The sequence below is a fragment of the Shewanella aestuarii genome (genome assembly GCF_011765625.1).
Classification (GTDB): Bacteria; Pseudomonadota; Gammaproteobacteria; order Enterobacterales; family Shewanellaceae; genus Shewanella; species Shewanella aestuarii_A.
On sequence record NZ_CP050313.1, the window covers coordinates 3,992,831 to 4,019,234 of the forward strand.

The following is a 26,404-nucleotide window of genomic DNA, read 5'->3' on the forward strand; positions in this document are numbered from 1 at the left end:
CATAACCTTTATGTTAGTTTTTATCAGCCAAACCAACCATACGCACTAACTCAGCAGTGCGATTAGCATAGCCCCACTCATTGTCATACCAGACATACAGTTTCACTTGAGTGTCATTAACCACCATGGTTGATAGGGCATCAATAATACTTGAGCGCGGATCGGTTTTATAATCAATCGACACTAACGGGCGGGTCTCATAACCTAAAATACCACTAAGCTCATTGTCTGCCGCCTGCTTTAATAGCTGATTAACCTCTGCCACATCGGTTTTACGCTCAACTTCAAACACGCAATCTGTTAGGGATGCATTAGTGAGTGGCACACGAATCGCGTGGCCGTTTAACTTACCTTTTAGCTCAGGAAAAATATGGGTAATCGCTGTGGCTGAGCCAGTGGTTGTGGGGATTAAGCTAGTGCCACAAGCACGAGCGCGGCGTAAGTCTTGATGCGGCGCATCGATAATGGTTTGAGTATTGGTAATGTCATGAATGGTGGTCATTGAGCCATGCTTAATACCTATTTTTTCATGGATAACTTTAACCACAGGCGCTAAACAGTTGGTGGTACAAGAGGCTGCGGTAACAATAGGGTGGATGTCTTTATTGTATAACGCTTCATTCACACCCATCACAATATTAAGCACACCATCTTCTTTAACGGGTGCGGTAACCACCACACGCTTTACGCCTTGATCTAAATAAGCTTGCAACAAAGCTTTGGTTTTAATCTTGCCTGACGCCTCAATAACCACATCACACTGTGACCAATCAGTATCTTGAGTGGCCACATTTTGAGTGCATGGAATTGTTTTGCCATTAATCAGTATGGCTTGATGTTCATTTTCTTCAGTGTGGCTTGCTTCATGGTGCCAACGGCCATGCACTGAATCAAAGGTCATTAAATGCGCTAAGGTTGCGGCATCGCCCGCGGGATCATTGATATGCACGATTTCAATCTCGTCCCAATCAAATGCCGCACGCATTGTTAAACGTCCCATACGACCAAAGCCGTTAATACCAATTTTAATTGTCATTCGCACATCCTCTGCTGTTTCTTTTCAAACAAGTTATAAATATAAAATAAGTCGTTAATATAAAATTACTTACAAAAGCTCGTCTTACTAAAGTTTGCCTTGCTAAAGTTTGCCTTGCTTGGCCGAGCTTGCATCTGCGCCAGTCTTTGCAGCGGCGCAGCGATGAGGGAAATATTATTTTCTGTGGTTTGGGCTATCACAGATTTTGCCCACAATGGCAGCTCGGCATTAATTCGATAAAACACCCACTGACCATGTTTTCTATCACTGATAATGTTGGCTTTTTTTAACACGGCTAAATTACGCGAAACCTTAGGTTGGCTGTCTTCTGCCAAGGCTTGCATTAACTCGCATACGCACAACTCGCCATGGTAATGGGTCAACATTAAGGTTTTTAAGCGAATATCATCCGTAAGGCATTTATAAAAAGCCGTAGGATCAAGTCGTGGTAAAGCGGGGGTTGGAGTTGGTAATGCTTTGTCTGCAGTATTTTCAATCAGCAGAAACATCGTCAGCCGATTATTGATTTCATTCAAGGTTATTAAAAAAGGCTGGTTACCTTGGCGCGATTTAGGATCGGGGAAATCCCATGCCAGCTGTTTACCCGCACCATGATAACTACGACACTCATCTGCCGCTCGGTCGCAAAGCGTAATCACATAATCAAAGGTTTTCCCAGCAAAATCATCAATCGAATTTGCGACAAGATGGCGGGTATTAACCGGATCAACGCCAAAACGATTAAGCGCATCAATAGCGCGAGCGTCCACGGTTTCTGGCGCTGTACCTGCGCTGTAAACCTCAAAGCGATCACCCGCACGATGTGTTAACAACACCTCAGCCATTTGCGAGCGGGCTGAATTTCCGGTACACAGAAACAGCACTCGTTGTTTTGTCATGTTAATATTTCACGCAAACCAATATATGCGAAATAGTGTATATATGAAATATTACATGTAAACTTTTTTATGTATGAGGCTTGTGTTTATTTCTGAATATTTTGTACGCACCAATGGTACAAACAGGAATGACATAAACAAGAGCAAATCCATAAGACATTAAGGTATAGCCCTTACCGATTAAGTCCACTATTCCCAACGTGCCTAATAGCGCCGCTAAAGACACAGTTGAAAAAGCAATTACACCTCGTAACAAAGGTTTTTGATTAGCATCATCATTGGTGGCTGGAATGCGTTCAATCAGACTTTGAACCAGTCCGACACCTGTTTCGATAAGTGTGCCAAAAAGAGCAATAATGAATAACACTAGCAACCACTCTGGTGCATATTGTTCAATCATCCAATAATTAGGTAAAGGCTTATCTAACACTTCTGGATAGCCAACAGCAAAACTGATGTGAAAAAGTAATGCTGGAATCATAATCGCAACAGCAGCTATGGCAGCAGAAATAAAAGCTTGCTGGCGAGTTTCAATTTCACGCGTTGCAAAAAGAAGCCCTGGGGCTATCGCCAAGTTATACATGGCATATAGCGCCCCCCAATCCACCAACCAGACTGAATATCTGCCGTTGTGGTTTGTTGAAATAAATCAACGTCAGATTGTCCCGTTACAATCACAAAATAAGTGATAAATACGCCATACATCAGCACAGACCAGAACGCTAAAGCTTTTTCAACAATCATTCGCCCAAAAAGCACAAAAAATGCAACAAGAAACGGCATCGAAATTAAGCCAATATAGGAAGGAATATCAAAGCGTTCTTGTAAGGTATTTCCTGCAGCAGCACTGACTACACCTAAAACAAGAAGAAACAGCAATATGTATAAAACTTCAAAAACAACCCATAGAGGGCCAATCAATTTTTTGAAAAAAAGACGATAGTTATACACGTTAAATTGACGAGCAAACTCAAATGTAAGTCCCAGTACAACTGTAAAAACAAGCGTTGCCGAGCAAATAGCAAGAATACCACCCAACTGACCATACTTGGTAAAAAACTCTACCACTTCACGCCCAGTTCCATATCCCCCGCCAATAAGTACCGATAAAAAAACAGCTGCGGGTATAAAATAAATCTGTATTATCTTGTTCATAATCGAAACCATTATTATTCTTTGGTGCAAGTGCTTGGCAAAAGGCTAATGCTAACCCAATCCACTAAGCATCTAATTTTTGTTATGTTTTACAAGTACCATGCCACAACAAAAATAACACTAATTTTTTACACCTCATACCACTCGGTAACAACGCAAGGCTGTAAAAGTAGAACACCAGCAACCAAGCTGGTCTTGCAACCTATAAATCGGCAAATATCAAAAAAGATAATCACAGCTTCATCGATATCATTATTTTTTCGGTTTTTATGTGTAAAACACGCTATGATCTCAACCTCATACAATATGATTTTTAAGCAATGCTGCCATCGATATTCGACATTATGGACTCAGCGTTACTTAACACTTTTTCAACTACATTAGGCAACACCATGGCGATCAGAATTAAACTCAAACCTAAACGCGAACGTTCATTAGAACGACGTCATCCTTGGGTATTTTCCAACGGTATACACAACGTTAATGGAGGTACACCAAAGGCAGGTGATACTGTTGAGGTTGTTGGCCACGATGGCCGTTGGTTAGCCCGCGGAGCTTGGTCGCCAGAGTCGCAAATTCAGGTTCGCGTATGGACCTTCGATAAAGAAGAAACGATCGACGCAGACTTTTTTGCCCGCCGCATTCAAAGAGCTCAAGCTGGACGAGAAGATCTGATCCATGAACAGGGCCTAACAGGTTATCGTTTAATTGCTGCCGAATCGGATGGTTTACCAGGTATCACCATTGACCGTTATGCCAACGTATTAGTGTGCCAATTACTTAGTGCAGGCGCAGAAAAATGGCGCGATACCATTGTTGAGCAATTAGCCATTCAATTTCCTGATTGCGCTATTTATGAACGCTCAGATGTTGATTCACGTAAAAAAGAAGGCTTACAGCCTGTCACGGGATTGCTGCATGGCGAGTTACCACCAATGCCAGTTATCATTGAAGAAAACGGCATAAAAATCGCGGTTGATGTGGTTAAAGGCCATAAAACCGGTTTTTACTTAGACCAACGTGATAACCGCGCCATAGCAGCCCGTTTTGTAAAAGGAAAATCGGTCCTAAACTGTTTTTGCTACACCGGCACCTTTGGTTTGTACGCAGCCAAAGCGGGTGCTGCCAGCATCGAAAACGTCGATGTCTCATCATTAGCGCTACAAACTGCCCGCGACAATATGGCGATAAATGACTTAAACGACGACCATGTTCACTACCACGAAGCCGATGTGTTCAAACTATTAAGACAATATCGAGACGAGGGTAAGACCTTTGATGTTATCGTGTTAGACCCACCTAAGTTTGCCGATAATAAAGCGCAATTAGATGGCGCTTGTCGTGGTTACAAAGACATCAACATGATCGCCATGCAGTTACTCAAACCCGGTGGGATTTTATTAACCTTCTCATGTTCGGGTTTAATGCAGTCAGACCTATTCCAAAAAGTGGTTGCCGACGCCGCATTAGATGCCAAGCGCGAAGTACAGTTTGTTGAACGTATGCACCAAGCAAGCGATCACCCAATTAGCAGCGCATTTCCTGAAGGGTATTACCTGAAAGGCTTGGTTGCCAGAGTGTGGTAATGTTTTGCTGATTTAGCGACTTAAAAGGGAACTTTATGTTCCCTTTTTATTAAGCGTTTATTCGCAAACCTATGATAAGCCCCTTGGTATAAATCATACGTACTCAATTAACAAAACACTTAGCTTCAACCCAATCAATTGCCTGCGCTTGCTTGTGTACAAGTTCGACTTTGACATGCTGCAAGTTCGTCCTCAAGTATCCGATGTTCAAAGCCGCGCTGATACCCGAAACTTTGTTTATACCGCTGTAATAAAAGCTTAAAACTAATCAAACTTGACCAACTATTTATCTTGCTAAAAACCTAATAGCACCTATACTCAAGATTACGAATAAGTTCCTTAATTAATATTTATCAAAAAACAAGGTAATAAGATGAATAAAGCACTATTTGAACGTATCGGTGGTGAAGCAGCAGTGAATGCCGCTGTAGATATCTTTTATCGCAAAGTGTTGAGCGATGACTCTATTAAGCATTTTTTTGATACCACCGACATGGTAGCTCAACACGCGAAGCAAAAATCCTTTCTAACGATGGCATTTGGTGGTCCTAACCACTATACAGGACTGGACATGAGAAAAGCACATGCGCCTTTAGTAGCAAAAGGCTTAAATGAAGAGCATTTCAATGCTGTTGCAGGACATTTACAAGCAACTTTAGAAGAACTAAACGTTTCTGAAGATCTAATTGGTGAAGTGATGGCCATTGCCGGCAGTACCCATGATGACGTTTTAAATCTTTAGAATGGGTAACATCATACCTTATGTCCAACATTCACATTGAGGGTAAACAATACACCTCCCTTGACAATGAAAGTGTTCTTGACGCTTTGCTTCGTCAAGGAGTGAATGTTCCTCACTCTTGTAAGTCAGGAAATTGTTTAACATGCATGCTAAAAACTGACTCATTAGACTTACCAGAAAACTGCATAAGTAAATTACCATCTAACCTTCATCAACAAGGCTACTTCTTACCTTGCATTTGCATAACGAACACCACTATTAATATTTTACCAAACAATAATAATGAGTTGTTTTATTCCGTTAGGGTTGTTGAATACATAAAATACAATCAAGATGTTTGCTGTATTCGCTTAGAAAGACCTGAAGGATTTGCCTACAAAACAGGTCAGATTATAAATATCGCAATCCCCAACGAAAATAGACTTATACGCAGTTATTCAATAGCATCACAACCGCAACGAGACGCCTATATTGAAGTTCATGTCAGAAGAAAACTCGGTGGAGCATTTAGCAATTGGCTAAATGACAATCTTAAAATTGGCGATACATTAAAAATTCAAGGCCCTCAAGGTAATTTTATTTACTCAAGTCCACCACAAAGAAAGTTATTATTGATTGGTACTGGTACGGGTATTTCACCACTCTATGGGATTATCTCTGAAGCCTTATACTGTAATCATACCGGTGAAATTCATATATTTTATGGTAGCCACAATCATACTGGCTTATACCTTCAACAAAAGTTGCAATCTTTAGTTGATGAAAACGCCAACATTTATCTAACCTGCACCTTATCAGGGAAGGACAAACAAACCATTCAAGAGGAAGATAAGATAACTCCTGGCAGAGCCAATGATATTGCACTTAAAACGATTAAAGACCTCAATCAATTTGATATTTACTTGTGTGGCAACCCAGGTATGGTGAAAGCAACACAAATGCAAACTTATTTAGCTGGCGCATTAATGTCACAAATTTTTATAGATGCTTTTGAGTATAAAGGTACCTAATAATTACATTTTTAAAAACCATAATTAATCAGGAACAAAACCACCTAATACAGCAAACCAAACCGGTTTAAGTTTGATCAGTCCCGTCCTATATTCAACATAAACTATCTTCATCTGGCTTATCAGTTCTGTAAAATCTAGCATATTGGCTTTTTTCAAATTACACGTGTGGTAAACAGCGATTTCTACCTGCTCTTTTGGCTTCATACAAATATTTATCGGCAAGACTAATTAAGTTATCTAAACTCATAATGCCTCTATGCTCTTGAATACCAATACTAATCGTTACGCTAATATCATGGTCCATAAGGCTCACTTGGTGTTGTGCAACAGCTGTTCTAATCCTCTCTGCAATGTCGTAAGCCTCATTTATATTGGTATCAGGCAAGATAAATAAAAACTCTTCACCGCCCCAACGAGAAACATAGTCAGTGTCTCTTAGCAACTTGGTAAACACATTAGCCGTTTCAACCAAAACCTTATCACCAATATTGTGGCCATACTTATCGTTAACTTGCTTGAAAAAGTCGATGTCGCACAATAGCACTGAAAATGTAGCACCTGATTTTGCCTTTAAAACATGATCATCCAATATAATTTCTGCACTACGGCGATTGCGAAGTCCAGTTAACTCATCAAAGTGAGCCAAATAATTCAGCTTGTTATTTAGCGCTAATGCACTGTTATACAGTCCTGTTCTTGAGTATTCATAAAGCGCAGATAAAAAACTAATAGTTAAAAATGAATAAATAATTCGAAGTTTAAATTCAATGGGATACAGCGCCTGCTGTTCGATTATATTGGGGCTAAACATGATAAATGCGGCAATAGAGACAAATATACTAATATTAATTAACCCTTTGCGTAAGCCATGAATATACACAGTGACAGGAGGTACAATGGATATCCATAATGGCCCAGTATTCGCGACACCACCAGTTAAGATAAGATAAAACATGAGTATATATAGGGAATAGGTAATAATAATTGAGCTGACATGGCTGTGATTGCGCCATTTCACAAGGTAAAAAGCAAAAAAGAATATGCTGCTTGAGCCAAAAAGGCTCAATGCCAGGGTCCAACTTTGGTTATATACAGCAAACAAGGCCATTAGCCCGGTAATGGTCATACCCACGAGCGAAAATAATGCGATCACTTTAGTTTGCTGTAACTCTCCTAAACTTTGCAGTTTAGTGCTAACTGGCTCTTTCAATTCGATTCCCTTCATTTTTAACGTGCAATTATCTTACTTCACTCAACTCACTCTTACCTTTATACGCTTAACCTAGCTGATTTCTAGCTTTTTAAAAGCATTTTTATGACAAATGACCAAAAAAAAAAAGTCCAGTATGTAGAGAATCTACACTACTGGATAATAAATAACAATCAAAACAAAATCAACGACTTACACAAATCATTCAACTGTAACTGATTTGGCAAGATTACGTGGTTGGTCAACATCTGTACCTTTAATTAATGCTACATGATATGACAATAACTGCAGTGGAATGGTGTAAATCAGTGGTGCCATAAACTCATCGCAATGCGGAACAGGGATCACTTTCATGGTGTCATCTGACTCAAATTCGGCATCTTTGTCAGCAAACACATACATTAACCCGCCACGGGCACGAACTTCTTCAACGTTTGATTTAAGCTTTTCAAGTAACTCATTGTTGGGTGCAACAACAATTACCGGCATATCGGCATCAATAAGTGCAAGAGGGCCATGTTTTAGTTCACCAGAAGCATAGGCTTCAGCATGGATATATGAAATTTCTTTCAGTTTTAGCGCGCCTTCCATTGCGATTGGGTATTGATCGCCACGGCCTAGGAATAATGCATGGTGCTTGTCGGCAAAGTCTTCAGCGAGCTCAGCAATGGCATCATCTAAACCCAAGGCTTGTTCAACTTTAGCTGGCATGGATTGTAAGCTTTGGGTGATAGCCGCTTGCATTTCTTCGCTCATGCCGTTGTGACGACCAATTGCAGTGGTTAGCATTAATAAACCAGCCAATTGAACCGTAAAGGCTTTGGTTGATGCCACGCCAATTTCAGCGCCCGCTTTCATCATGTACGCCATGTCAGACTCACGCACTAACGATGAACCCGCTGAGTTACAGATGGTTAAAGTGGCTTTATAACCCATGTATTTGGCTAAACGCAGTGCCGCTAGGGTATCTGCTGTTTCACCCGATTGTGAAATTGTCACTAACAAGCTATTTGGGAATAGGTGCGACTTGCGGTAACGGAACTCAGAAGCAATTTCAACGTTACACGATACGCCAGCCCAGTCTTCTAACCAGTAGCGCGCTGCCATACCCGCATGGTAACTGGTACCACAGGCAATAATTTGTACGTGCTTAATGTCTTTTAAAAATTCAGCGGCGTTGTCGCCAAAGGCGGAATCTAGTACTTTACCACCAGCGATACGGCCTTCTAAAGTGTGAGCTATTGCAGTTGGCTGCTCGTAGATTTCTTTAAGCATGTAGTGACGGTATTCACCTTTGTCACCCGCATCATGAGTGACTTCAGATTCTTTCACTTCACGCTTAACTGGATTGCCGTTAACATCAAAAATGTTCACTTCACGACGAGTGACTTCTGCGACATCACCTTCTTCTAAAAAAGCGAATGAACGAGTAACAGGTAACAAGGCCAGTTGATCTGAGGCAACAAAGTTTTCGCCTAAACCAAAACCAATCACCAATGGGCTGCCGCTACGAGCGACAACCATGCGTGAACTGTCGCGGCGGTCGATAACCACAGTGCCGTATGCACCTTCTAGTTGTTTTACTGTGGCTTGTACTGCGGTCAATAAATTATCAGCGGTTTTAAGCTCGTGCTGTACTAAATGACAAATGACTTCTGTGTCGGTGTCTGATGCAAACACATAGCCCAAGCTTTTAAGTTTTTCACGCAGCTTGTTGTGATTTTCAATAATACCGTTATGGACCACGGCAATATCACCCTCAGACACATGCGGGTGAGCATTACGCTCGCTTGGCTCACCGTGGGTTGCCCAACGAGTATGCGCTATACCTGTGCCACCAGCGAGTGGCGTTTCATCTAGTGCTGATGATAGCTCTTGCACTTTACCTAAACGGCGGGTGCGGCTTAACTTGTTATTATGAATAACAGCAACCCCTGCGCTGTCATAACCGCGATATTCTAAGCGACGTAATCCTTCAACTAAAATTTCAGCAACATCCCTTTGCGCTACTGCGCCAACGATTCCACACATGATGATTTACCTATATAAACAGTTTTAAATTGAATTTATGCAACGTAAGGCGCAAGTAACACTTTTACGCCTTGGTCAGTAATAATTTGTAATGCCTCGGCTGAGATATGGTCATCGGTGACCAAGACATTTATCTCGCACCAAGGCAGTTCTAAATTGGGAATTCGGCGACCGATTTTTGATGATTCAAGCAATACCACGACCTCGCGTGACATTTCGGCCATTACTTTACTCAGTCCGGTTAACTCGTTGAATGTTGTGGTACCACGTTCTAAATCTAAGCCATCAGCACCAATAAAGAGCTGATCAAAGTTATATGAGCGCAATACCAGTTCGGCAACCTGACCTTGAAATGATTCTGAATGTGGGTCCCATGTGCCACCGGTCATCAATAATGTCGGTTCATTTTCGAGTTCTTGAATCGCATTTGCTAACTGCAATGAGTTAGTCATTACCACTAAGCCCCGCAGCTCGTTCAACTGCTGTACTATGCCGCAGGTTGTACTGCCACTATCAATAATAATGCGATTATGATCTTTAATCAGTGCGGCAGCTGTTTTGGCTATGGCTAATTTATTGGGTGCTATTTTAGCGCTAAATTGCTGAGAGACTTCGTCGGGTACGGCTATCGCACCACCGTAGCGACGTAACAATAAACCAGTTTTTTCTAAGGTGGCGAGATCCTTTCGAATCGTGACTTCAGACGTTTCAAAACGTAAGGATAATTCTTCAACACTGACTTCACCTTGCTGGTTTAGCAGGTTAATTATACTGTGACGACGTTGTTGAGTGTTACGTTTGTTCATATTGACGCTTATCTTTCACTTAAATTACGAAACGAAAGGTATTTTAGCGCATAATGAAACTTTTTCTAGCAAATTTTATATAAAATAAAACTTTATAGTACAAAAAAAGCCCCTATTTAAAATATAGGGGCTTATTAAAGATAATCGTCACTAAAAAGTAAGCGACCAGTTATCAATCAACCTTCATGGTTGTCGTTTATTAATAGTTAGAATTTTGCTTCAAATGCCAAGCTAAAACTACGTCCTTCACCAACGGTAACATCTGTTTCTGATCCACCATCAAGGTAGTCTATGTCAAATAAGTTTTTGATATTCATACGGATGCTAATATCATTTCCCATAATCGGCATTGAATAGGCTGCACCTAAATCAAAACGGATATAGTCGTCTTTTACAATTGAATTACTGGTGTTGGCAAAGCGTTCACCCACATATATTGCCCCAAAGTTAAAGGCTAAATCTTGGGTCATTTCGTAACGCGTCCAAATATTAGCCGACCACTGTGGCGCATCTACCGGCGTTTTTCCATTTAAACTGTCTTGAGCTGGACGAATATACTCTGCATCTAAATACATCATCGATCCCGTCATAAACCATTCATAGCTAAGCTGGCCTTGTGAACCCATTTCAAAACCCCGATGGCGCTGCTCGCCAGATTGAGTCGTGATAGTTTGCTCAGTATTTTCAATCTGTTCTTTTACTGTGACATTATTTACTGTGATATCAAATACTGCACCGGTCAGTAATAAACGACCATCAAGTAGCTCCCACTTGGTTCCTAGTTCGTACTGCTCACCGTATTCAGGATCAAGGTTCATTTTATCGTTAAGATCATTAATGTCGTTAACCATGCCTTGTGGTGTGAAACTCTTAGAATAATTAAGGTAAATACTTGCACTTGACACTGGAGAATATATCACCCCAAACTTTGGTGAAACGGCATAGCTATTATTCCCCGCACCGTCTTTCTTTTGTTCGTCATAACGCACGCCAGCCAGCGCTTTCCATGATTCATTAATGGTCATTAAATCTTGAACATAAAAACCGTAATGTTTGTATTCACTTTCAGATTTGGTGTCATCATTTCGATAATCTAGTTGAGGGTTTGGTATAGGTTGGTTTGGTAGTACAAGTTGATATCTGTCACCAGACTCTTTTAGCTGGCCATAGTAATAATCAAGCATATTAGCGCCAATTAGCAATTGGTGTTCTAAATCACCCGTGTGAAAATTACCGGTGAAATCAACATAACCCGTCTTATGCTGCCAGTCATCATATCGGTCAAATGGGCTAATATGATAACCATCTGTTAGCGGGTCATCACCACATGCTGAACATAAACTAGGAGATGAATCTAAACGCTGACGGTTAAATTGTTGGTCGTTATAACCGGCTTTTATTTTCCAATCATCAGTTAAGTGATAAGTCAGTTCACCACCTAAATTACTTATGGTGTTATCAATAAACGCCCAAGGCATGTCCCAAATAACATCACGTCCACCAATAAGCTTGCCATCAGCATCTAGCCAACCACCACGATCAATCCCAGTTTTGTCTTGAGTATGGTCATATTTAACCGACAACAGCAAATCATCAGTAATATCAAACTCAACATTCACATAACCTAACCAACGATCTCGCTCTTGGTTTGAATCATCGCGGTATTCTCGCCAATACTGAGTATCTTGCTTTACCAGCACAGTGCGATACCGCAGTGTTTGCGCTTCATTCAAACTGCCACCCGTATCAAGCTGCAAACGAGTAGAGCCGTATTCGTCAATGTCAAAACCCAAATCGAGCATAGGATCATAACTTGGTTTTTTAGTGACCATGTTAATCAGTCCGCCAGGACCTGATTGACCATACAGCATACTTGATGGCCCTTTTAGCACTTCAACTTGCTGCAATGTTTCAATAGGCTGCACATAATGCGACCACTGTTGCTGACCATTAATCAGGAAGCCTGAGCCTGAAGATAATTCAAAACCCCGAAGGTTAAATACCTGACGATTCCACTTTTCACTGCCACCTGTCACACTGGAGTCGTTCACTAACACTTCAGATAAATTCGTGGCCAATTGCTCGTCTGTAATAAAGTCAGGAATGACAGTAACCGATTGAGGAGTATCTAAAATACTTATATCACCACGCATTGCGCCTGAAGCTGTACCTACTTTATAGTCATTGAATTGTCTACCTTTGACTTCAACGTGTTCGATACCTGAAGAGGAGGTTTGAATAACTTGATTCTGCTCATCTGCAATTGCAGACATTGATAAAATGGCACTTGTGATTGCTAGTGACAAACAAGATATTTTTGTTAACATCTTCACCCCTAAAGTTTCGCAATTGTGTATTTATGTGGCGCAATTATAAATGAGAATGATTATTATTAAAGTTTATTTACGTTAAGTTTACCTTTGTATTTTTTATGTAAAAAAAACGACAAGCTGTTACGCTTGTCGTTCATTTAAGAGCATTATTAGTATTTAAGCTGTGGTTATTTCGATTTTTTAACCGGACGTTGCCAGCCAATAATATGACGCTGCTTAACACGAGTGATCACTAACTCACCTTCACCAACATCTTTAGCAATGGTTGATCCCGCGCCTAAAGTGGCATTTTTACCAATGGTTACTGGGGCAATTAATTGAGTGTCACTGCCGACAAATACACCATCTTCAATGGTGGTTAAAAACTTATTAGCACCATCATAGTTACAGGTAATGGTACCAGCACCAATGTTTACACCTGCGCCAATTATCGCGTCACCTAAATAGGCTAAGTGACCGGCTTTTGAACCAACGCCTAATACGGCCTTTTTCATTTCAACAAAGTTGCCAATGTGGGCATCTTGTTTAAGCTCGGCACCTGTACGTAAACGGGCAAATGGCCCAGCACTGGCTGATTGACCTAACTTAGCGCCTTCAACGATTGAGTAAGGTTTCACTTCTGCGTTATCAGCTATTTCACAGTCAATTAAAATAGCGCCTGCACCAATGGTGACATTGTTACCTAAAGTCACTTTACCTTGAAATATCACGTTAACGTCAATCATGACATCCATACCCACGGTAACATCACCACGAATATCTATTCTGGCTGGGTCGCGTAAGTTAGCACCTGCTAGCATTAACTTTTCAGCTGCGCGAGCTTGATAAGCGCGTTCAAGTTGGGCAAGTTGTACGCGATTGTTGGCACCTTCCACCTCTATTGCTGACTGAGGTTGCGATGTGGTAATTGCAACGCCCTCGGCATTTGCCATGGCGATAATATCGGTAAGGTAATATTCACCCTGAGCATTGTTATTGGATAAACGGCTGAGCCAAGCTTTAAGCTGCTTTCCTGGCACAGCCATAATACCGGTGTTGACTTCATTAATTAATAATTGCTCTGGATTGGCATCTTTTTGTTCAACAATACCAACGACTTTGCCCGCCTCGCGCACGATACGACCATAGCCTGTAGGATTGGGTAGATTGACCGTTAGAATGGCCAATCCATTTTCAGGACGTACTGCTAATAATGCTTCTAAGGTCGATTGTTGAATAAGTGGCACGTCACCATACAAAATCAGTACGGTGTCATCATCATGAATATTTGGGTTAGCTTGCACGACAGCATGACCAGTGCCGAGTTGCTCAGCCTGTAACACCCAATTGAGTGGCTGATCACCTAAAGCCGCTTGCAGTTTGTCAGCACCGTAGCCATAAACCAATTGAATCGCCTTTGAGCCTAAAGAGTTAGCGGTATCAATAACATGTTGAACCATACTTTTATGGGCAATAGGGTGTAACACTTTAGGGAGATCTGAGCGCATACGCGTTCCTTTGCCCGCAGCTAAGATCACAACATTTAACGACATGATTGCTTCCTTCAAAATACCATAAATAAAATTGCGGCTATTTTAGCTCAATAGCAAAATAAAGGGAAAAATGTTGCTCTATTGGCGTTAACTTAGAAAAATAAAAAAGGCGACTCATAAATGAGTCGCCTTTTATTTAGCAAATAATCAACTTATCTGGTGATATTTTTCTTGATGGTTTCAACAACTTTTAATTGAGCCAAAGACTTGGCTAATTCAATTGTTGCAGCTTCATAATCGAAGTCGACGCCAGCATTAGCAATTTTTTCTTCTGCTTGACGTTTGGCTTCTAAAGCAGCTTGCTCATCAATATCATCGGCACGCAATCCAACATCAGCAAGAACAGAAATTGAAGCAGGTTGTACTTCTAGGATACCACCTGAAAGATACAATACTTCTTCACTGCCATCTTGCTTGACCATGCGCGCCATGCCAGGTTTGATCTTTGTTAACAAAGGGGCATGATTAGGCATAATACCTAATTCACCTTCAGCACCCATAACTTCAAAAAAAGTTACTTCGCCGTGGTATAAGCTATCCTCTGCACTAACAATATCAAGTTTGACTGTCATGGCTGCCATTGAGCTCTCCTTAAAGAACTAAGCGTTACGGCCTAGTTATTTCTTCTTGTTAGCTTTCTCGACAGCTTCGTCGATTGAACCAACCATGTAGAACGCTTGCTCAGGGATGTGATCGAACTCACCATCCAAGATACCCTTAAAGCCACGGATGGTGTCTTTTAGAGAAACGTACTTACCTGGAGAACCAGTAAACACTTCTGCTACGAAGAAAGGTTGAGATAAGAAACGCTCAATCTTACGTGCACGGTATACAGTTGTTTTATCTTCATCAGATAATTCATCCATACCCAAAATAGCAATAATGTCTTTAAGCTCTTTATAGCTTTGTAAAACCGTTTTCACGCCACTTGCAACATCATAGTGCTCTTGACCAACAACTTGTGGATCTAACTGACGAGACGTCGAATCCAATGGGTCAACCGCAGGGTAAATACCTAGCGAAGCAATGTTACGAGACAGTACAACAGTCGCATCTAAGTGAGCGAAGGTTGTTGCTGGCGACGGATCCGTTAAGTCATCCGCAGGTACATATACCGCTTGTACAGAGGTAATAGAACCAGACTTAGTTGAAGTAATACGTTCTTGTAGAACACCCATTTCTTCAGCTAGTGTAGGCTGGTAACCTACCGCAGATGGCATACGACCCAGTAGTGCTGATACTTCAGTACCGGCTAAGGTATAACGATAAATGTTATCTACGAATAACAATACGTCACGACCTTCGTCACGGAATTTCTCAGCCATTGTCAAACCAGACAATGCTACACGTAAACGGTTTCCTGGAGGCTCGTTCATTTGACCATAAACCATGGCTACTTTGTCGAGAACACCAGAATCTTTCATTTCGTAGTAGAAGTCGTTACCCTCACGAGTACGCTCACCAACACCAGCGAATACAGAAAGACCAGAGTGAGCTTTAGCGATGTTGTTAATCAGTTCCATCATGTTAACTGTTTTACCAACACCAGCACCACCAAACAGACCTACTTTACCACCTTTAGCAAACGGACAAACAAGGTCGATAACCTTGATACCTGTCTCTAAAAGCTCAGTCGTGTTTGATTGATCTTCATATGAAGGAGCTGCACGGTGAATTTCATAACGCTCTTCTTCACCAATGTCACCCGCTTCATCAATTGGCTCACCTAATACGTTCATGATACGGCCAAGGGTTGCAGCCCCTACCGGAACAGAAATTGGTGAACCTGAGTTTACTACCTCTAGACCACGACGCAGACCATCAGAAGAACCCATAGCGATGGTACGAACTACACCACCACCTAGTTGCTGCTGAACTTCCAGCACCAAACCATTACAGGCGCCTTCACCTGTGATCTTCAGAGCGTCATATACCTGAGGTACAGAATCTTGTGGAAACTCTACGTCCACAACCGCGCCAATTACTTGGACAACAGTACCTGTGCTCATGATTAATCCTCTAAACTTGATTTCGTTACCTAAAACCTAAACCGCTGCAGCACCTGACACAATTTCCGACAGTTCTTGCGTAATCGCAGCCTGACGGGCTTTGTTGTAGACTAATTGCAAATCGTTGATTAGTTCGCCAGCGTTGTCGGTTGCCGCCTTCATCGCTACCATACGGGCAGCTTGTTCAGAGGCAATATTTTCAACAACAGCTTGATATACTTGTGATTCAATATAACGAGTTAACAATAATTCCAAAATTTCTTTTGGATCTGGCTCGTAAATGTAATCCCAAGGATACTTAGCAACATCTTCTTCCGATTTAGGCAAAGGTAGCAGCTGTTCGATCACAGGAGTCTGAGTCATAGTATTCACAAACTTGTTGAATACAATAAACAGACGATCCAATTTGCCTTCGTTGTAAGCTTTTAACATCACGCGAACGGTACCGATAATATCGGCTAATTTAGGCGCATCGCCTAAACCAGATGCATGGGCAGATATTTCACCACCAAAGCTTTTGAAAAACTGAACACTACGGGCACCAATTGGACAAAACTCAATTTCTGCACCTTGTTGCTTCCAGCTTTTCAGATCTGACACAACCTTTTTGAAAAGATTGACGTTCAAACCACCACAAAGGCCACGGTCGGTTGACACAACAATGTAACCAACCCGCTTGGCATCTCGCACCTCTAAAATAGGGTGTTTAAACTCGAGCGTACCTTGCGCGACGTGACCGATCACCTTACGCATATTTTCAGCATATGGACGGCTTGCTTTCATGCGTTCCTGCGCTTTGCGCATTTTGCTTGTCGCAACCATTCCCATAGCTGAAGTGATCTTCTGAGTATTTTTAATACTCGCGATCTGGGTTTTAATATCTTTAGCGCCGGCCATCTCTACTCTCCAATCTGGGACCTGAGGTGCCCACAGGCACCCCGTTCATTGTTACCAGGTTTGGGTTTCAATGAACTTGTCCATGCCTGCCTTTAACTCTTCTTCGATAGCAGCGTTATAATCGCCAGTAGCGTTGATGTTGTTCATTAGGTCAGCATGTTGACTGTTCATGTATGAAAGCAGAGCGGCTTCGAAGCGACCGATTTCATTTAAAGCAACGGCTTTTAAATAGCCTTTTTCAGCTGAGAAAATTGACACAGCTTGGGCAGCAACGCTCATAGGAGCATATTGCTTTTGCTTCATTAATTCGGTTACTCGCTCACCATGCTCAAGTTGAGCACGAGTTGCATCATCTAAGTCAGATGCAAACTGTGAGAACGCTGCAAGCTCTCGATACTGTGCAAGTGCGGTACGAATACCACCAGACAGTTTCTTGATGATCTTAGTCTGCGCTGCACCACCAACACGAGAAACAGAAATACCAGGGTTAACTGCTGGACGTAAGCCCGAGTTAAACAAGTCAGTCTCAAGGAAGATCTGACCATCTGTAATAGAAATTACGTTGGTCGGTACGAACGCTGATACGTCACCAGCTTGGGTTTCAATAATCGGTAATGCGGTTAAAGAACCTGTTTTACCTTTTACTTCACCGTTAGTGAACTTTTCTACATAGTGCTCGTTTACGCGTGAAGCACGCTCTAACAAACGAGAGTGTAGATAGAATACGTCACCTGGGTATGCTTCACGTCCTGGTGGACGCTTCAATAGCAATGAAATTTGGCGGTAAGCAACAGCTTGCTTAGACAAATCATCATATACGATTAAAGAATCTTCACCGCGGTCACGGAAGTATTCACCCATTGAACAACCTGAATAAGGTGCTAAGTATTGTAATGCTGCAGCTTCAGAAGCTGATGCTACCACAACAACAGTGTTAGCTAATGCACCATGTTCTTCTAGCTTGCGTACCACGTTAGCAATGGTAGAAGCTTTTTGGCCTACCGCTACGTACACACATTTAATGCCAGAATCTTTCTGGTTGATGATTGCATCGATAGCCATCGCTGTTTTACCAGTTTGACGGTCACCAATGATCAATTCACGTTGTCCACGACCGATTGGGATCATGGCATCAACGGCTTTATAACCCGTTTGGATTGGCTGATCGACTGACTTACGTTCAATAACACCTGGAGCAATTACTTCAACAGGAGAGAAACCATCGTTATCGATTGGTCCTTTACCGTCAATAGGCTCACCTAGAGTGTTAACAACGCGGCCAAGAAGACCACGACCCACAGGTACTTCAAGAATACGACCTGTAGTTCTAACTTTTGCGCCTTCTGCTAAATTAGCATAAGGGCCCATTACTACGGCACCGACAGAATCACGTTCTAAGTTCAACGCGATTGCATAACGGCCACCAGGCAGTTCGATCATTTCACCTTGCATTACATCGGCTAGGCCGTTAATGCGAATGATGCCGTCACTTACTGCAACGATAGTACCTTCGTTGCGAGCTTCACTAACGACGTCGAACTGCTCGATCCGCTGCTTAATCAGATCGCTGATTTCAGTGGAATTCAGTTGCATGCTCAAACTCCCAATTACGACTGCAGCTTGTCAGACAAACGCGATAACTTACCGCTTACCGAGCCATCAATGACTAGGTCGCCTGATTTAATAATCACACCGCCAATTAACGATGCGTCAATGCTGCAATTCAGCTTAACTTTGCGTGCGAGACGTTTCTCTAGAGAAACACTAATTTGCTGTTGTTGCTCTGCGCTTAGCTCAGTAGCAGAAACCACATCGGCTTCAACTTCTTTTGCCCACTCATTGCGATATTCAGCAAAAAGTAGAGATACAGTAGGAAGTATCCCTAAACGACCGTTTTCAGCCATTACCTTTATCAGGTTTTGACCATGCTCGTTGACCTGCTCGCCACATACTTTAATAAATAATGATGCAAGCTGTGCACTCGCTAAAGTGCCATTAAGCAGTGGCTTTATTGATTCGTTTTCACTTACCAATGAGGCGAAAGTGAGCATTTCTGTCCAACTTTCTACCGCTTTATGTTCAACAGCAAAATCAAAAGCTGCCTTTGCGTAAGGGCGAGCGATGGTGCTTAATTCAGCCATTACTCAACTCCCTTATCAAATTTCAGCAACAAGTTTATTAACTATGTCACTGTGGGCTTCTGGGTCAATCGAACGTTCAAGAATTTTCTCTGCACCAATGATGGCTAAAGAAGCAACTTGCTTACGCAAGTCATCTTTCACGCGATTACGTTCGTTCTCAATTTCTGCTTTACCCTGAGCGATGATTTTAGCTCGCTCAGCATCTGCTTCAGCCTTTGCTTCTTCAACGATTTGAGCCTTACGCTTATTAGCTTGCTCAATAATATCGTTAGCAGTTGCCTTCGCCTCTTTAAGTTGCTCAGTCGCTTTCGCTTGAGCTAACTCTAGATCTTTTGCAGCACGGCCGGCATCAGCTAGCCCATCGGCAATTTTCTTTTGGCGCTCTTCGATAGCGTTCATCAATGGCGGCCACACAAACTTCATGCAGAACCACACAAAGAGCGCAAAAGATATTGCTTGGCCTAGCAGGGTAGCGTTAATACTCATAACGACAACTCCTTATATGCTAAAAATTAGCCAGCTAGTTGAGCTACGAATGGGTTCGCGAATACGAAGAATAATGCAACACCAACTGCAATCATAGAGATAGCATCAAGTAGACCCGCTACGATAAACATCTTAGTTTGTAATGCTGGCGCTAGCTCAGGTTGACGAGCTGAAGCTTCTAAGAACTTACCGCCTAAAATTGCGAAGCCGATTGCTGTACCTAATGCAGCTAAACCAATCATGATCGCAACAGCTATTGCTGTAAAGCTAATTACAGTTTCCATTTTATCTCCGATAAATATTTAATTATCTATATGTCTAAATTAATGTTCTTCATGAGCCATGCTTAGATAAACAATTGTCAGCATCATGAAAATAAACGCCTGCAGCACAATAACCAAGATGTGGAAGATAGCCCAAGGCACTGAAAGTGCGAACTGCGCCCACCACGGCATTAGTGCAATCAGAATAAAGATCAACTCACCTGCATACAGGTTACCAAACAGACGAAGCGCCAATGAAATAGGCTTCGCAACCAAGGTAACTGTTTCCAATACTAAGTTAACTGGAATGAGTAACCAATGATTGAAAGGTTGTAAGGCTAGCTCTTTAGCGAACCCACCTACGCCCTTGACTTTAATACTGTAAAAAACAATCAACGCAAACACACTTAGAGACAAGCCCAAAGTGACGTTCAAATCGGTTGTAGGTACAATTTTAAGGTAGGGAACACCTAATAATCTGTTTGCGGCTTCAGGTACAAAATCAACCGGAATTAAGTCCATTAAGTTCATCAGGAAAATCCAGACAAAAATAGTTAGACCTAATGGAGCGATCAGTGCATTTCGACCATTGAATGAGTCTTTTGCAACTTTATCAACACCTTCCACGCACATTTCAACAAAGCATTGAAATTTACCTGGAACACCCGTGGTTGCTTTTTTTCCTGCTTTGCGGAATAACCACAAAAACAAGATCCCAAGGCCTACTGAAAACAAAAGTGAGTCAACGTGCCAAGTCCAAAACCCGGCATCTTGACATGCATAATTAAAAGCAATTCCACCATCGGCAGAACACATTTTCGCATTAGTCAGGTGATGCTGGATATACTCGGAAGCATTTAATGCTTCACCAGTTGTCGCCATGATTAATCTCACTTAATTTTGCTTGAAGTATAAAGGGGCTGTCCAAGGTACCAGTAAACCAATTACGTAAGTGATAAATAATGGTGTAAACACCACATTTAACAAACCAAAAGCAATGGCAAACAATACAATGGTTAGCAGCAACTTTACCGCTTCCCCAAGGAAAAACGAATGGACCACTTTTCCAGAAGCACTTGCTCCCGCATGGGAAAAAGCTAGGGTTGCGAATACAAAATTAGGGAATACAGCTATGATAGCTCCTGCCAAGGCAGAAATACCGAACTGAACGCCCCACAGAGCGAAAAGTAAAATTGTAGTGATGCCAACAATCACCGCCTGTAATAGTACCAATTTGTAGGCATAAGACCGGCCACGACGTGCTAAAACATTACTCAATTGTTACTCTCCGCATTCGTGTTTTTTGCGCGTTGAAGTCTAGATTAACTTTATTAACCGAGCCTTAACTTGCAAAAAGCCTGCAAAGTATACCTTTTCGGGTTATGTTTGCAACTTTGATGAGTGTAAAACAGCTATTTTAAAGGTGATTTGCCTCAAGATATGCAAAAACTAAAAATATAGCTGTGTCACAAACTTTCTGATAGGTAGGAGGTTGTCTTATAAATTAGTGGATTTTACTCAAAATACCGTCTAATTCAGCGAGATTCTGATAATTAATTACAATTTTGCCTTTTCCTTTAGAGCCATGATTAATGGCAACTTTAGCACCTAGTCTTTCAATTAACTGTTGCTCTAACAGGCTAACATCATGATCTTTAGTGGTGATTTCTGCAGGTTTAGGCGGATTTAATACCTTATTAACTAATCGTTCAGTTTCACGAACAGTCATTTCTTTTGATGCAACTAATCTTGCGAGATTTGTTTGCTCATCACCTTCAATTGCAAGTAATGCTCTGGCATGGCCCATATCAATATCGCCATATTCAAGCAAAAGCTTCACAGGTTCATTTAAGCTGTTCAACCTTAATAAATTTGAAACACTTGCCCGCGATTTTCCGACGGCATCGGCAACTTGCTGATGAGTTAATTCAAACTCGCTTAATAAACGCTGTAATGCCACCGCTTCCTCCATGGCATTAAGATCTTCACGCTGAATATTCTCAATTAAGGCAATGGCAACAGCAGCTTCATCAGCGACTTGCTTAATTAAACAAGGGACTTTATCTAATTTTGCTAATTGCGAGGCTCGCCAGCGTCGTTCACCGGCAATAATTTCATATTTATTATCAGATACCTTACGCACAACAATAGGCTGAATGACACCTTGAGAACGAATAGACTCAGCAAGTTCTTCTAAGGCTTCAGGTGACATGTCTTTACGCGGTTGATACTTACCAGGTTGCAGTAGATCTAAATCGAGATGAATTAATTCACCGTCAATATTTTTATCTGTTGGAACGTCGATATCTGATTTACGGCTTGCTGCATTACTGTGGCTTAATAAGGCATCCAAGCCTTTACCTAAACCGCGTTTTTTTAACGTCATTTCTCAATCCTACACTTATTAAATTTGTGTTTGCTGCTCTGCTCGGCGAATAATTTCGCCAGCCAATGCTAGATACGCCTTAGCACCAGCACTGCTTTTGTCATAATACATGGCAGGAGCACCAAAACTTGGCGCTTCAGCTAAACGAATATTTCTTGGGATTACGGTGCGATAAACTTTCTCACCAAAATGCTGTTTTAATTGATCTGATACATCATTGGATAATCGATTACGCGGATCATACATAGTGCGTAAGATCCCCTCGATGGTTAATGCAGGATTGACCATTGCACCTAGCTTAGTGATGGTATCTATCAGCGCAGTTAAACCTTCAAGTGCGTAATATTCACATTGCATAGGAACCAGCACTGAATCGGCAGCTGACATAGCATTAACGGTGAGCATATTCAGTGAAGGGGGACAATCGATAAAAATAAAGTCGTAATGATCTTTGACCGATGCAAGCGCATTCCGTAGACGGATCTCACGGGCAAAAAACTCCATTAATTTAATTTCTGCAGCGGTTACATCACCATTTCCAGCGATAAGATCATATTTACCAACAGTATTTTTGATAACTATCTCATCAAATGGCTTTTCTTCTACCAATAATTCATAAGCAGTGTTTTCTACTGCGTATTTATCTACACCACTGCCCATGGTGGCATTACCTTGAGGATCTAAATCAATTAACAACACTTTACGCTTTGTGGCGGCAAGTGATGCGGCTAAATTTACGCAAGTTGTTGTTTTTCCAACGCCACCCTTTTGGTTAGCTACGGCAATGATTTTACCCACTATGTCATCCTGTTTATAATTTTTGATGTCCGGTACACTAAATTATCGTGCCCAGTATTACACTTTCACCAATTTTAATAAATGGCGCTGTTCATCAAGCCTAGGCACCCTTAAAACATGTGTATCAACTAACTTAAATCCTTCGGGAATTGCGGTTAGTTCTTGTTCTGTTAATTGGCCTTTAAGCGCATAAAATTGACCATCAGCTTTTGGTAAATGATGGCACCAGTTCAACATATCAGAAATAGATGCAAACGCACGACTGAGTACACCATCAAATTTGTCTTCAGGTTGATAAGCTTCAACACGACTTTCAATTGAAGTGATATTGTTAATTTTTAATTCAAATTGAACCTGTTTTTGGAAACGGATCCGTTTACCTAAACTGTCTAATAACACAAACTCTTTATCAGGGTTCATGATTGCTAACGGGATCCCGGGTAAACCAGGCCCTGTGCCAACATCAATAAAACGTTGCCCATCAAGATAAGATGATACAGCTAAACTGTCCATTACATGACGAATTAACATTTGTTCTGGTGAACGGACTGACGTTAGATTGTAGGCTTTATTCCATTTATTTAGCATTTCAACAAAACCAATAAGTTGTTTTTGTTGCAGTTCAGTGGCTGAAATATTCATTTCAGTAAGATATTCACTAAGTTGAGTCGCTAACACTGGAAAGCCTCTTTAAATTTGTGTTTTATTCAGGGGTATTATGAAGCTGTAAAAGCACTAAGGGAAGCCTTACGGCTCCCCTTATCGTTAGGTTTTAGCTGTTTGCTTGAGTTTACGCAGTTTTTCTAAGTAAACCACGCTTTTTCAAATGAACAAGTAAGATTGAAATTGCAGCTGGAGTAATACCTGATATACGAGAAGCTTGACCGACGGTTTCTGGTTTGTGATTGTTTAATTTAGCAATCACTTCATTGGATAAACCGGGAACTTCTTGGTAATCCAAATCTAATGGCAATAATGAATTTTCATGACGTACCGCTTTATCAATTTCGTCTTGTTGACGCTGAATATAACCAGAGTATTTAACCTGAATTTGCACTTGCTCAGCGGCACGAGGATCATCAAGACCAGGGCCAAAACCTTCAAGAGTCATTAATTTACTGTAATCCATTTCTGGACGGCGTAGTAAATCTTCAAATGATGCTTCCCGTGAAATAGGGGTATTCAGCTCAGGATTTAGTACATCAAGTAAAGGCGAGTTTGGATGCACCCATTGACTGCGTAAACGCTGAAGTTCTAATTCGATCGATTCACGTTTTTCACTGAATTTAGCCCAACGCTCATCATCAACCAAACCAAGTTCACGGCCTTTTTCAGTTAAACGTAAATCCGCATTATCTTCACGTAATAACAAACGATATTCAGCACGACTGGTAAACATACGATACGGTTCTTTAGTGCCTAATGTTGATAAATCATCAACTAAAACACCTAAATAGGCTTCGTCGCGTCGTGGACACCAGCTTTGTTTGCCTTGAACTTGAAGCGATGCGTTCATACCAGCAAGTAGACCTTGAGCACCAGCTTCTTCATAACCTGTTGTACCATTAATTTGTCCAGCAAAAAACAAACCATTGATCGCTTTAGTTTCTAAAGAATTTTTCAGATCTCTTGGATCAAAATAGTCATATTCAATAGCGTAGCCTGGTCGCATAATTTCAGCATTTTCCATACCTTTGATCGACCGTACTAAGTTTAATTGCACATCAAATGGCAAGCTGGTTGAAATACCATTTGGATAAATTTCAGTGGTCGTTAATCCTTCTGGTTCAATGAAAATTTGGTGCGATGACTTATCAGAAAATCGGTGGATCTTGTCTTCTATTGATGGACAGTAACGTGGGCCAATACCTTCGATAACGCCAGAATACATAGGACTTCTGTCTAAACCACCGCGAATAATATCGTGAGTTTTTTCATTAGTATGAGTGATATAACAAGAAACTTGCTGCGGATGTTGGCTTACATCACCAATGAAAGACATAACCGGTAATGGAGTATCACCTTTCTGTTCTGTCATTTTGTCAAAATCAATGGTGTTCGCATCGATACGAGGTGGTGTACCGGTTTTTAAACGCCCGACACGAATAGGTAATTCACGTAAACGATTAGCGAGTGCAATTGCCGGTGGATCCCCAGCTCGGCCACCGCTGTAATTTTGTAATCCAATATGAATTTTGCCACTTAAAAATGTCCCTGTAGTTAATACCACGGCAGGAGCTTCAAAGGCTAAACCCATTTGGGTAACTACACCAATAACTTTATTATTTTCAACAACTAAGTCATCTACTGCTTGTTGAAATATACGTAAGTTAGCTTGATTTTGTAAAATCTGTTGAATTTTTTGACGATAAAGTGCTCTGTCTGTTTGAGCGCGAGTGGCACGAACAGCAGGGCCTTTGCTTGAATTTAAGGTTCTAAATTGAATACCTGCAAAGTCAGTTGCAATTGCCATTGAGCCACCTAAGGCATCAATTTCTTTCACTAAATGTCCTTTACCAATACCACCAATGGCTGGATTACAGGACATTTGTCCTAAGGTATCGATGTTGTGAGTCAACAATAATGTTTTTGACCCCATTCTTGCTGCGGCAAGTGCGGCTTCAGTGCCGGCGTGACCACCGCCAACAACAATTACATCAAACCGTTCATGAAAATGCATTCTGCGACCTTCGTTTTGCTAAGTAGTGAAAAATAAATTGATCAAAGACTGATGTGCTTTATCAAGCGGATCATTTTAGCACTTGCTTGGCCTTAGGTGAATGATCATTTTTGCTTGTTCGATCGAAGGAGGTTTGAGTAAAAGATCTTAAGATCTTTATATAGATCTTCTTATTATGTTTACTATTAAGATCGACTTTTTCTGTGGGTAACGCTAAATGTTATTTTGAATCATGGGTTTACATCAAAATTAAACTGTGATCTATTTACGATCAAAGTCATTATAAGATGGGGATAGATCGCTTACTTATCCACAGGGGGGATCATTGATGAGATCCGGTGGTGAACAGTACAGAGTTATGATCGCATAAAATAATAGTTTATCCACAAAGTTATAAATAA

25 protein-coding genes are annotated in these 26,404 nt (G+C 41.3%); 3 read left to right on the top strand and 22 right to left on the bottom strand.

Annotated features, from left to right (window positions below):
• Positions 1–13: 13 nt before the first annotated feature.
• The 4 genes from HBH39_RS17360 to HBH39_RS19700 form a co-directional block, all read right to left on the bottom strand.
• Positions 14–1,036, bottom strand: coding sequence for an ArsJ-associated glyceraldehyde-3-phosphate dehydrogenase (locus HBH39_RS17360; protein ID WP_167679872.1), 1,023 nt, complete (start codon positions 1,034–1,036; stop codon positions 14–16).
• 65 nt (positions 1,037–1,101) lie between these two features.
• Complete coding sequence (locus HBH39_RS17365) at positions 1,102–1,935, bottom strand: metalloregulator ArsR/SmtB family transcription factor (protein ID WP_167679873.1); 834 nt, start codon at positions 1,933–1,935, stop codon at positions 1,102–1,104.
• Positions 1,936–2,002: 67 nt separating this feature from the next.
• Entirely contained in the window at positions 2,003–2,518 is a 516-nt protein-coding gene (locus HBH39_RS19695; protein ID WP_208764173.1) for a hypothetical protein, read from the bottom strand.
• Positions 2,500–3,090 carry a hypothetical protein gene (locus HBH39_RS19700; protein ID WP_208764174.1) on the bottom strand — a complete coding sequence of 197 codons (591 nt, stop codon included), beginning with the start codon at positions 3,088–3,090 and terminating at the stop codon, positions 2,500–2,502. The genes HBH39_RS19695 and HBH39_RS19700 overlap by 19 nt, the downstream gene beginning before the upstream one ends.
• A 392-nt stretch (positions 3,091–3,482) precedes the next feature.
• Here HBH39_RS19700 and HBH39_RS17375 point away from each other — a divergent pair, with 392 nt between their 5' ends.
• From HBH39_RS17375 to HBH39_RS17385, 3 genes are all read left to right on the top strand, one after another.
• Positions 3,483–4,676 (top strand): class I SAM-dependent rRNA methyltransferase, encoded by a 1,194-nt coding sequence (locus tag HBH39_RS17375; RefSeq protein WP_167679874.1) that lies wholly within the window; start codon positions 3,483–3,485, stop codon positions 4,674–4,676.
• Positions 4,677–5,049: 373 nt separating this feature from the next.
• Positions 5,050–5,418 (top strand): group I truncated hemoglobin, encoded by a 369-nt coding sequence (locus tag HBH39_RS17380; protein ID WP_167679875.1) that lies wholly within the window; start codon positions 5,050–5,052, stop codon positions 5,416–5,418.
• A 20-nt stretch (positions 5,419–5,438) separates the two neighbouring features.
• Positions 5,439–6,428, top strand: coding sequence for an FAD-binding oxidoreductase (locus HBH39_RS17385; RefSeq protein WP_167679876.1), 990 nt, complete (start codon positions 5,439–5,441; stop codon positions 6,426–6,428).
• A gap of 160 nt (positions 6,429–6,588) precedes the next feature.
• On the opposite strand, the gene HBH39_RS17390 is transcribed toward HBH39_RS17385, so the two are convergent.
• The 18 genes from HBH39_RS17390 to mnmG all read right to left on the bottom strand — a co-directional run bounded on the left by HBH39_RS17390 (position 6,589) and on the right by mnmG (position 26,003).
• A complete protein-coding gene (locus tag HBH39_RS17390; protein WP_244325704.1) occupies positions 6,589–7,641 on the bottom strand; it encodes a GGDEF domain-containing protein in 1,053 nt (350 codons plus the stop codon).
• A gap of 201 nt (positions 7,642–7,842) precedes the next feature.
• Complete coding sequence (gene glmS / locus HBH39_RS17395; RefSeq protein WP_167679878.1) at positions 7,843–9,672, bottom strand: glutamine--fructose-6-phosphate transaminase (isomerizing); 1,830 nt, start codon at positions 9,670–9,672, stop codon at positions 7,843–7,845.
• Between the two features lie 35 nt (positions 9,673–9,707).
• Positions 9,708–10,478, bottom strand: coding sequence for a DeoR/GlpR family DNA-binding transcription regulator (locus HBH39_RS17400; RefSeq protein WP_167679879.1), 771 nt, complete (start codon positions 10,476–10,478; stop codon positions 9,708–9,710).
• A gap of 206 nt (positions 10,479–10,684) precedes the next feature.
• A complete protein-coding gene (locus HBH39_RS17405) occupies positions 10,685–12,805 on the bottom strand; it encodes a TonB-dependent receptor (protein WP_167679880.1) in 2,121 nt (706 codons plus the stop codon).
• 173 nt (positions 12,806–12,978) lie between these two features.
• Positions 12,979–14,343 carry a bifunctional UDP-N-acetylglucosamine diphosphorylase/glucosamine-1-phosphate N-acetyltransferase GlmU gene (gene glmU, locus HBH39_RS17410; RefSeq protein WP_167679881.1) on the bottom strand — a complete coding sequence of 455 codons (1,365 nt, stop codon included), beginning with the start codon at positions 14,341–14,343 and terminating at the stop codon, positions 12,979–12,981.
• 152 nt (positions 14,344–14,495) lie between these two features.
• Positions 14,496–14,924, bottom strand: a complete 429-nt coding sequence (locus tag HBH39_RS17415; protein WP_167679882.1) for a F0F1 ATP synthase subunit epsilon — start codon at positions 14,922–14,924, stop codon at positions 14,496–14,498.
• Positions 14,925–14,960: 36 nt separating this feature from the next.
• On the bottom strand, positions 14,961–16,352 hold the full coding sequence (atpD, locus tag HBH39_RS17420; protein ID WP_167679883.1) for a F0F1 ATP synthase subunit beta: 1,392 nt from the start codon (positions 16,350–16,352) through the stop codon (positions 14,961–14,963).
• Positions 16,353–16,388: 36 nt separating this feature from the next.
• On the bottom strand, positions 16,389–17,249 hold the full coding sequence (gene atpG / locus HBH39_RS17425; protein WP_167679884.1) for a F0F1 ATP synthase subunit gamma: 861 nt from the start codon (positions 17,247–17,249) through the stop codon (positions 16,389–16,391).
• A 51-nt stretch (positions 17,250–17,300) separates the two neighbouring features.
• Positions 17,301–18,842: a F0F1 ATP synthase subunit alpha gene (gene atpA / locus HBH39_RS17430; protein ID WP_167679885.1), complete on the bottom strand. Its 1,542-nt coding sequence runs from the start codon at positions 18,840–18,842 to the stop codon at positions 17,301–17,303.
• 14 nt (positions 18,843–18,856) lie between these two features.
• Complete coding sequence (gene atpH / locus HBH39_RS17435) at positions 18,857–19,390, bottom strand: F0F1 ATP synthase subunit delta (RefSeq protein ID WP_167679886.1); 534 nt, start codon at positions 19,388–19,390, stop codon at positions 18,857–18,859.
• Between the two features lie 15 nt (positions 19,391–19,405).
• The gene (gene atpF / locus HBH39_RS17440) at positions 19,406–19,876 is read right to left on the bottom strand and encodes a F0F1 ATP synthase subunit B (protein WP_167679887.1); all 471 of its coding nucleotides are present in this window, start codon (positions 19,874–19,876) and stop codon (positions 19,406–19,408) included.
• 26 nt (positions 19,877–19,902) lie between these two features.
• The gene (gene atpE, locus HBH39_RS17445) at positions 19,903–20,160 is read right to left on the bottom strand and encodes a F0F1 ATP synthase subunit C (protein ID WP_167679888.1); all 258 of its coding nucleotides are present in this window, start codon (positions 20,158–20,160) and stop codon (positions 19,903–19,905) included.
• A 39-nt stretch (positions 20,161–20,199) separates the two neighbouring features.
• Entirely contained in the window at positions 20,200–21,021 is an 822-nt protein-coding gene (gene atpB, locus HBH39_RS17450; RefSeq protein ID WP_167679889.1) for a F0F1 ATP synthase subunit A, read from the bottom strand.
• Between the two features lie 12 nt (positions 21,022–21,033).
• A complete protein-coding gene (locus HBH39_RS17455) occupies positions 21,034–21,417 on the bottom strand; it encodes an ATP synthase subunit I (RefSeq protein ID WP_167679890.1) in 384 nt (127 codons plus the stop codon).
• Positions 21,418–21,643: 226 nt separating this feature from the next.
• Positions 21,644–22,525, bottom strand: coding sequence for a ParB/RepB/Spo0J family partition protein (locus HBH39_RS17460; RefSeq protein ID WP_167679891.1), 882 nt, complete (start codon positions 22,523–22,525; stop codon positions 21,644–21,646).
• 18 nt (positions 22,526–22,543) lie between these two features.
• Complete coding sequence (locus HBH39_RS17465) at positions 22,544–23,323, bottom strand: ParA family protein (protein WP_167679892.1); 780 nt, start codon at positions 23,321–23,323, stop codon at positions 22,544–22,546.
• A 57-nt stretch (positions 23,324–23,380) separates the two neighbouring features.
• The gene (gene rsmG, locus HBH39_RS17470) at positions 23,381–24,001 is read right to left on the bottom strand and encodes a 16S rRNA (guanine(527)-N(7))-methyltransferase RsmG (RefSeq protein ID WP_167679893.1); all 621 of its coding nucleotides are present in this window, start codon (positions 23,999–24,001) and stop codon (positions 23,381–23,383) included.
• A 112-nt stretch (positions 24,002–24,113) separates the two neighbouring features.
• On the bottom strand, positions 24,114–26,003 hold the full coding sequence (gene mnmG, locus HBH39_RS17475) for a tRNA uridine-5-carboxymethylaminomethyl(34) synthesis enzyme MnmG (protein ID WP_167679894.1): 1,890 nt from the start codon (positions 26,001–26,003) through the stop codon (positions 24,114–24,116).
• Positions 26,004–26,404 lie beyond the last annotated feature (401 nt).

Coding starts and splice junctions, on each gene's coding strand:
- HBH39_RS17400 (WP_167679879.1), bottom strand. CDS start 10,478: ATGAACAAACGTAACACTCAACAACGTCGTCACAGTATAATTAACCTG.
- HBH39_RS17375 (WP_167679874.1), top strand. CDS start 3,483: ATGGCGATCAGAATTAAACTCAAACCTAAACGCGAACGTTCATTAGAA.
- atpF (WP_167679887.1), bottom strand. CDS start 19,876: ATGAGTATTAACGCTACCCTGCTAGGCCAAGCAATATCTTTTGCGCTC.
- atpD (WP_167679883.1), bottom strand. CDS start 16,352: ATGAGCACAGGTACTGTTGTCCAAGTAATTGGCGCGGTTGTGGACGTA.
- atpA (WP_167679885.1), bottom strand. CDS start 18,842: ATGCAACTGAATTCCACTGAAATCAGCGATCTGATTAAGCAGCGGATC.
- mnmG (WP_167679894.1), bottom strand. CDS start 26,003: ATGCATTTTCATGAACGGTTTGATGTAATTGTTGTTGGCGGTGGTCAC.
- HBH39_RS17365 (WP_167679873.1), bottom strand. CDS start 1,935: ATGACAAAACAACGAGTGCTGTTTCTGTGTACCGGAAATTCAGCCCGC.
- atpE (WP_167679888.1), bottom strand. CDS start 20,160: ATGGAAACTGTAATTAGCTTTACAGCAATAGCTGTTGCGATCATGATT.
- HBH39_RS17460 (WP_167679891.1), bottom strand. CDS start 22,525: ATGACGTTAAAAAAACGCGGTTTAGGTAAAGGCTTGGATGCCTTATTA.
- atpG (WP_167679884.1), bottom strand. CDS start 17,249: ATGGCCGGCGCTAAAGATATTAAAACCCAGATCGCGAGTATTAAAAAT.
- HBH39_RS17385 (WP_167679876.1), top strand. CDS start 5,439: ATGTCCAACATTCACATTGAGGGTAAACAATACACCTCCCTTGACAAT.
- HBH39_RS17380 (WP_167679875.1), top strand. CDS start 5,050: ATGAATAAAGCACTATTTGAACGTATCGGTGGTGAAGCAGCAGTGAAT.
- HBH39_RS17415 (WP_167679882.1), bottom strand. CDS start 14,924: ATGGCAGCCATGACAGTCAAACTTGATATTGTTAGTGCAGAGGATAGC.
- HBH39_RS17360 (WP_167679872.1), bottom strand. CDS start 1,036: ATGACAATTAAAATTGGTATTAACGGCTTTGGTCGTATGGGACGTTTA.
- atpB (WP_167679889.1), bottom strand. CDS start 21,021: ATGGCGACAACTGGTGAAGCATTAAATGCTTCCGAGTATATCCAGCAT.
- HBH39_RS19695 (WP_208764173.1), bottom strand. CDS start 2,518: ATGTATAACTTGGCGATAGCCCCAGGGCTTCTTTTTGCAACGCGTGAA.
- atpH (WP_167679886.1), bottom strand. CDS start 19,390: ATGGCTGAATTAAGCACCATCGCTCGCCCTTACGCAAAGGCAGCTTTT.
- glmS (WP_167679878.1), bottom strand. CDS start 9,672: ATGTGTGGAATCGTTGGCGCAGTAGCGCAAAGGGATGTTGCTGAAATT.
- HBH39_RS19700 (WP_208764174.1), bottom strand. CDS start 3,090: ATGAACAAGATAATACAGATTTATTTTATACCCGCAGCTGTTTTTTTA.
- glmU (WP_167679881.1), bottom strand. CDS start 14,343: ATGTCGTTAAATGTTGTGATCTTAGCTGCGGGCAAAGGAACGCGTATG.
- HBH39_RS17405 (WP_167679880.1), bottom strand. CDS start 12,805: ATGTTAACAAAAATATCTTGTTTGTCACTAGCAATCACAAGTGCCATT.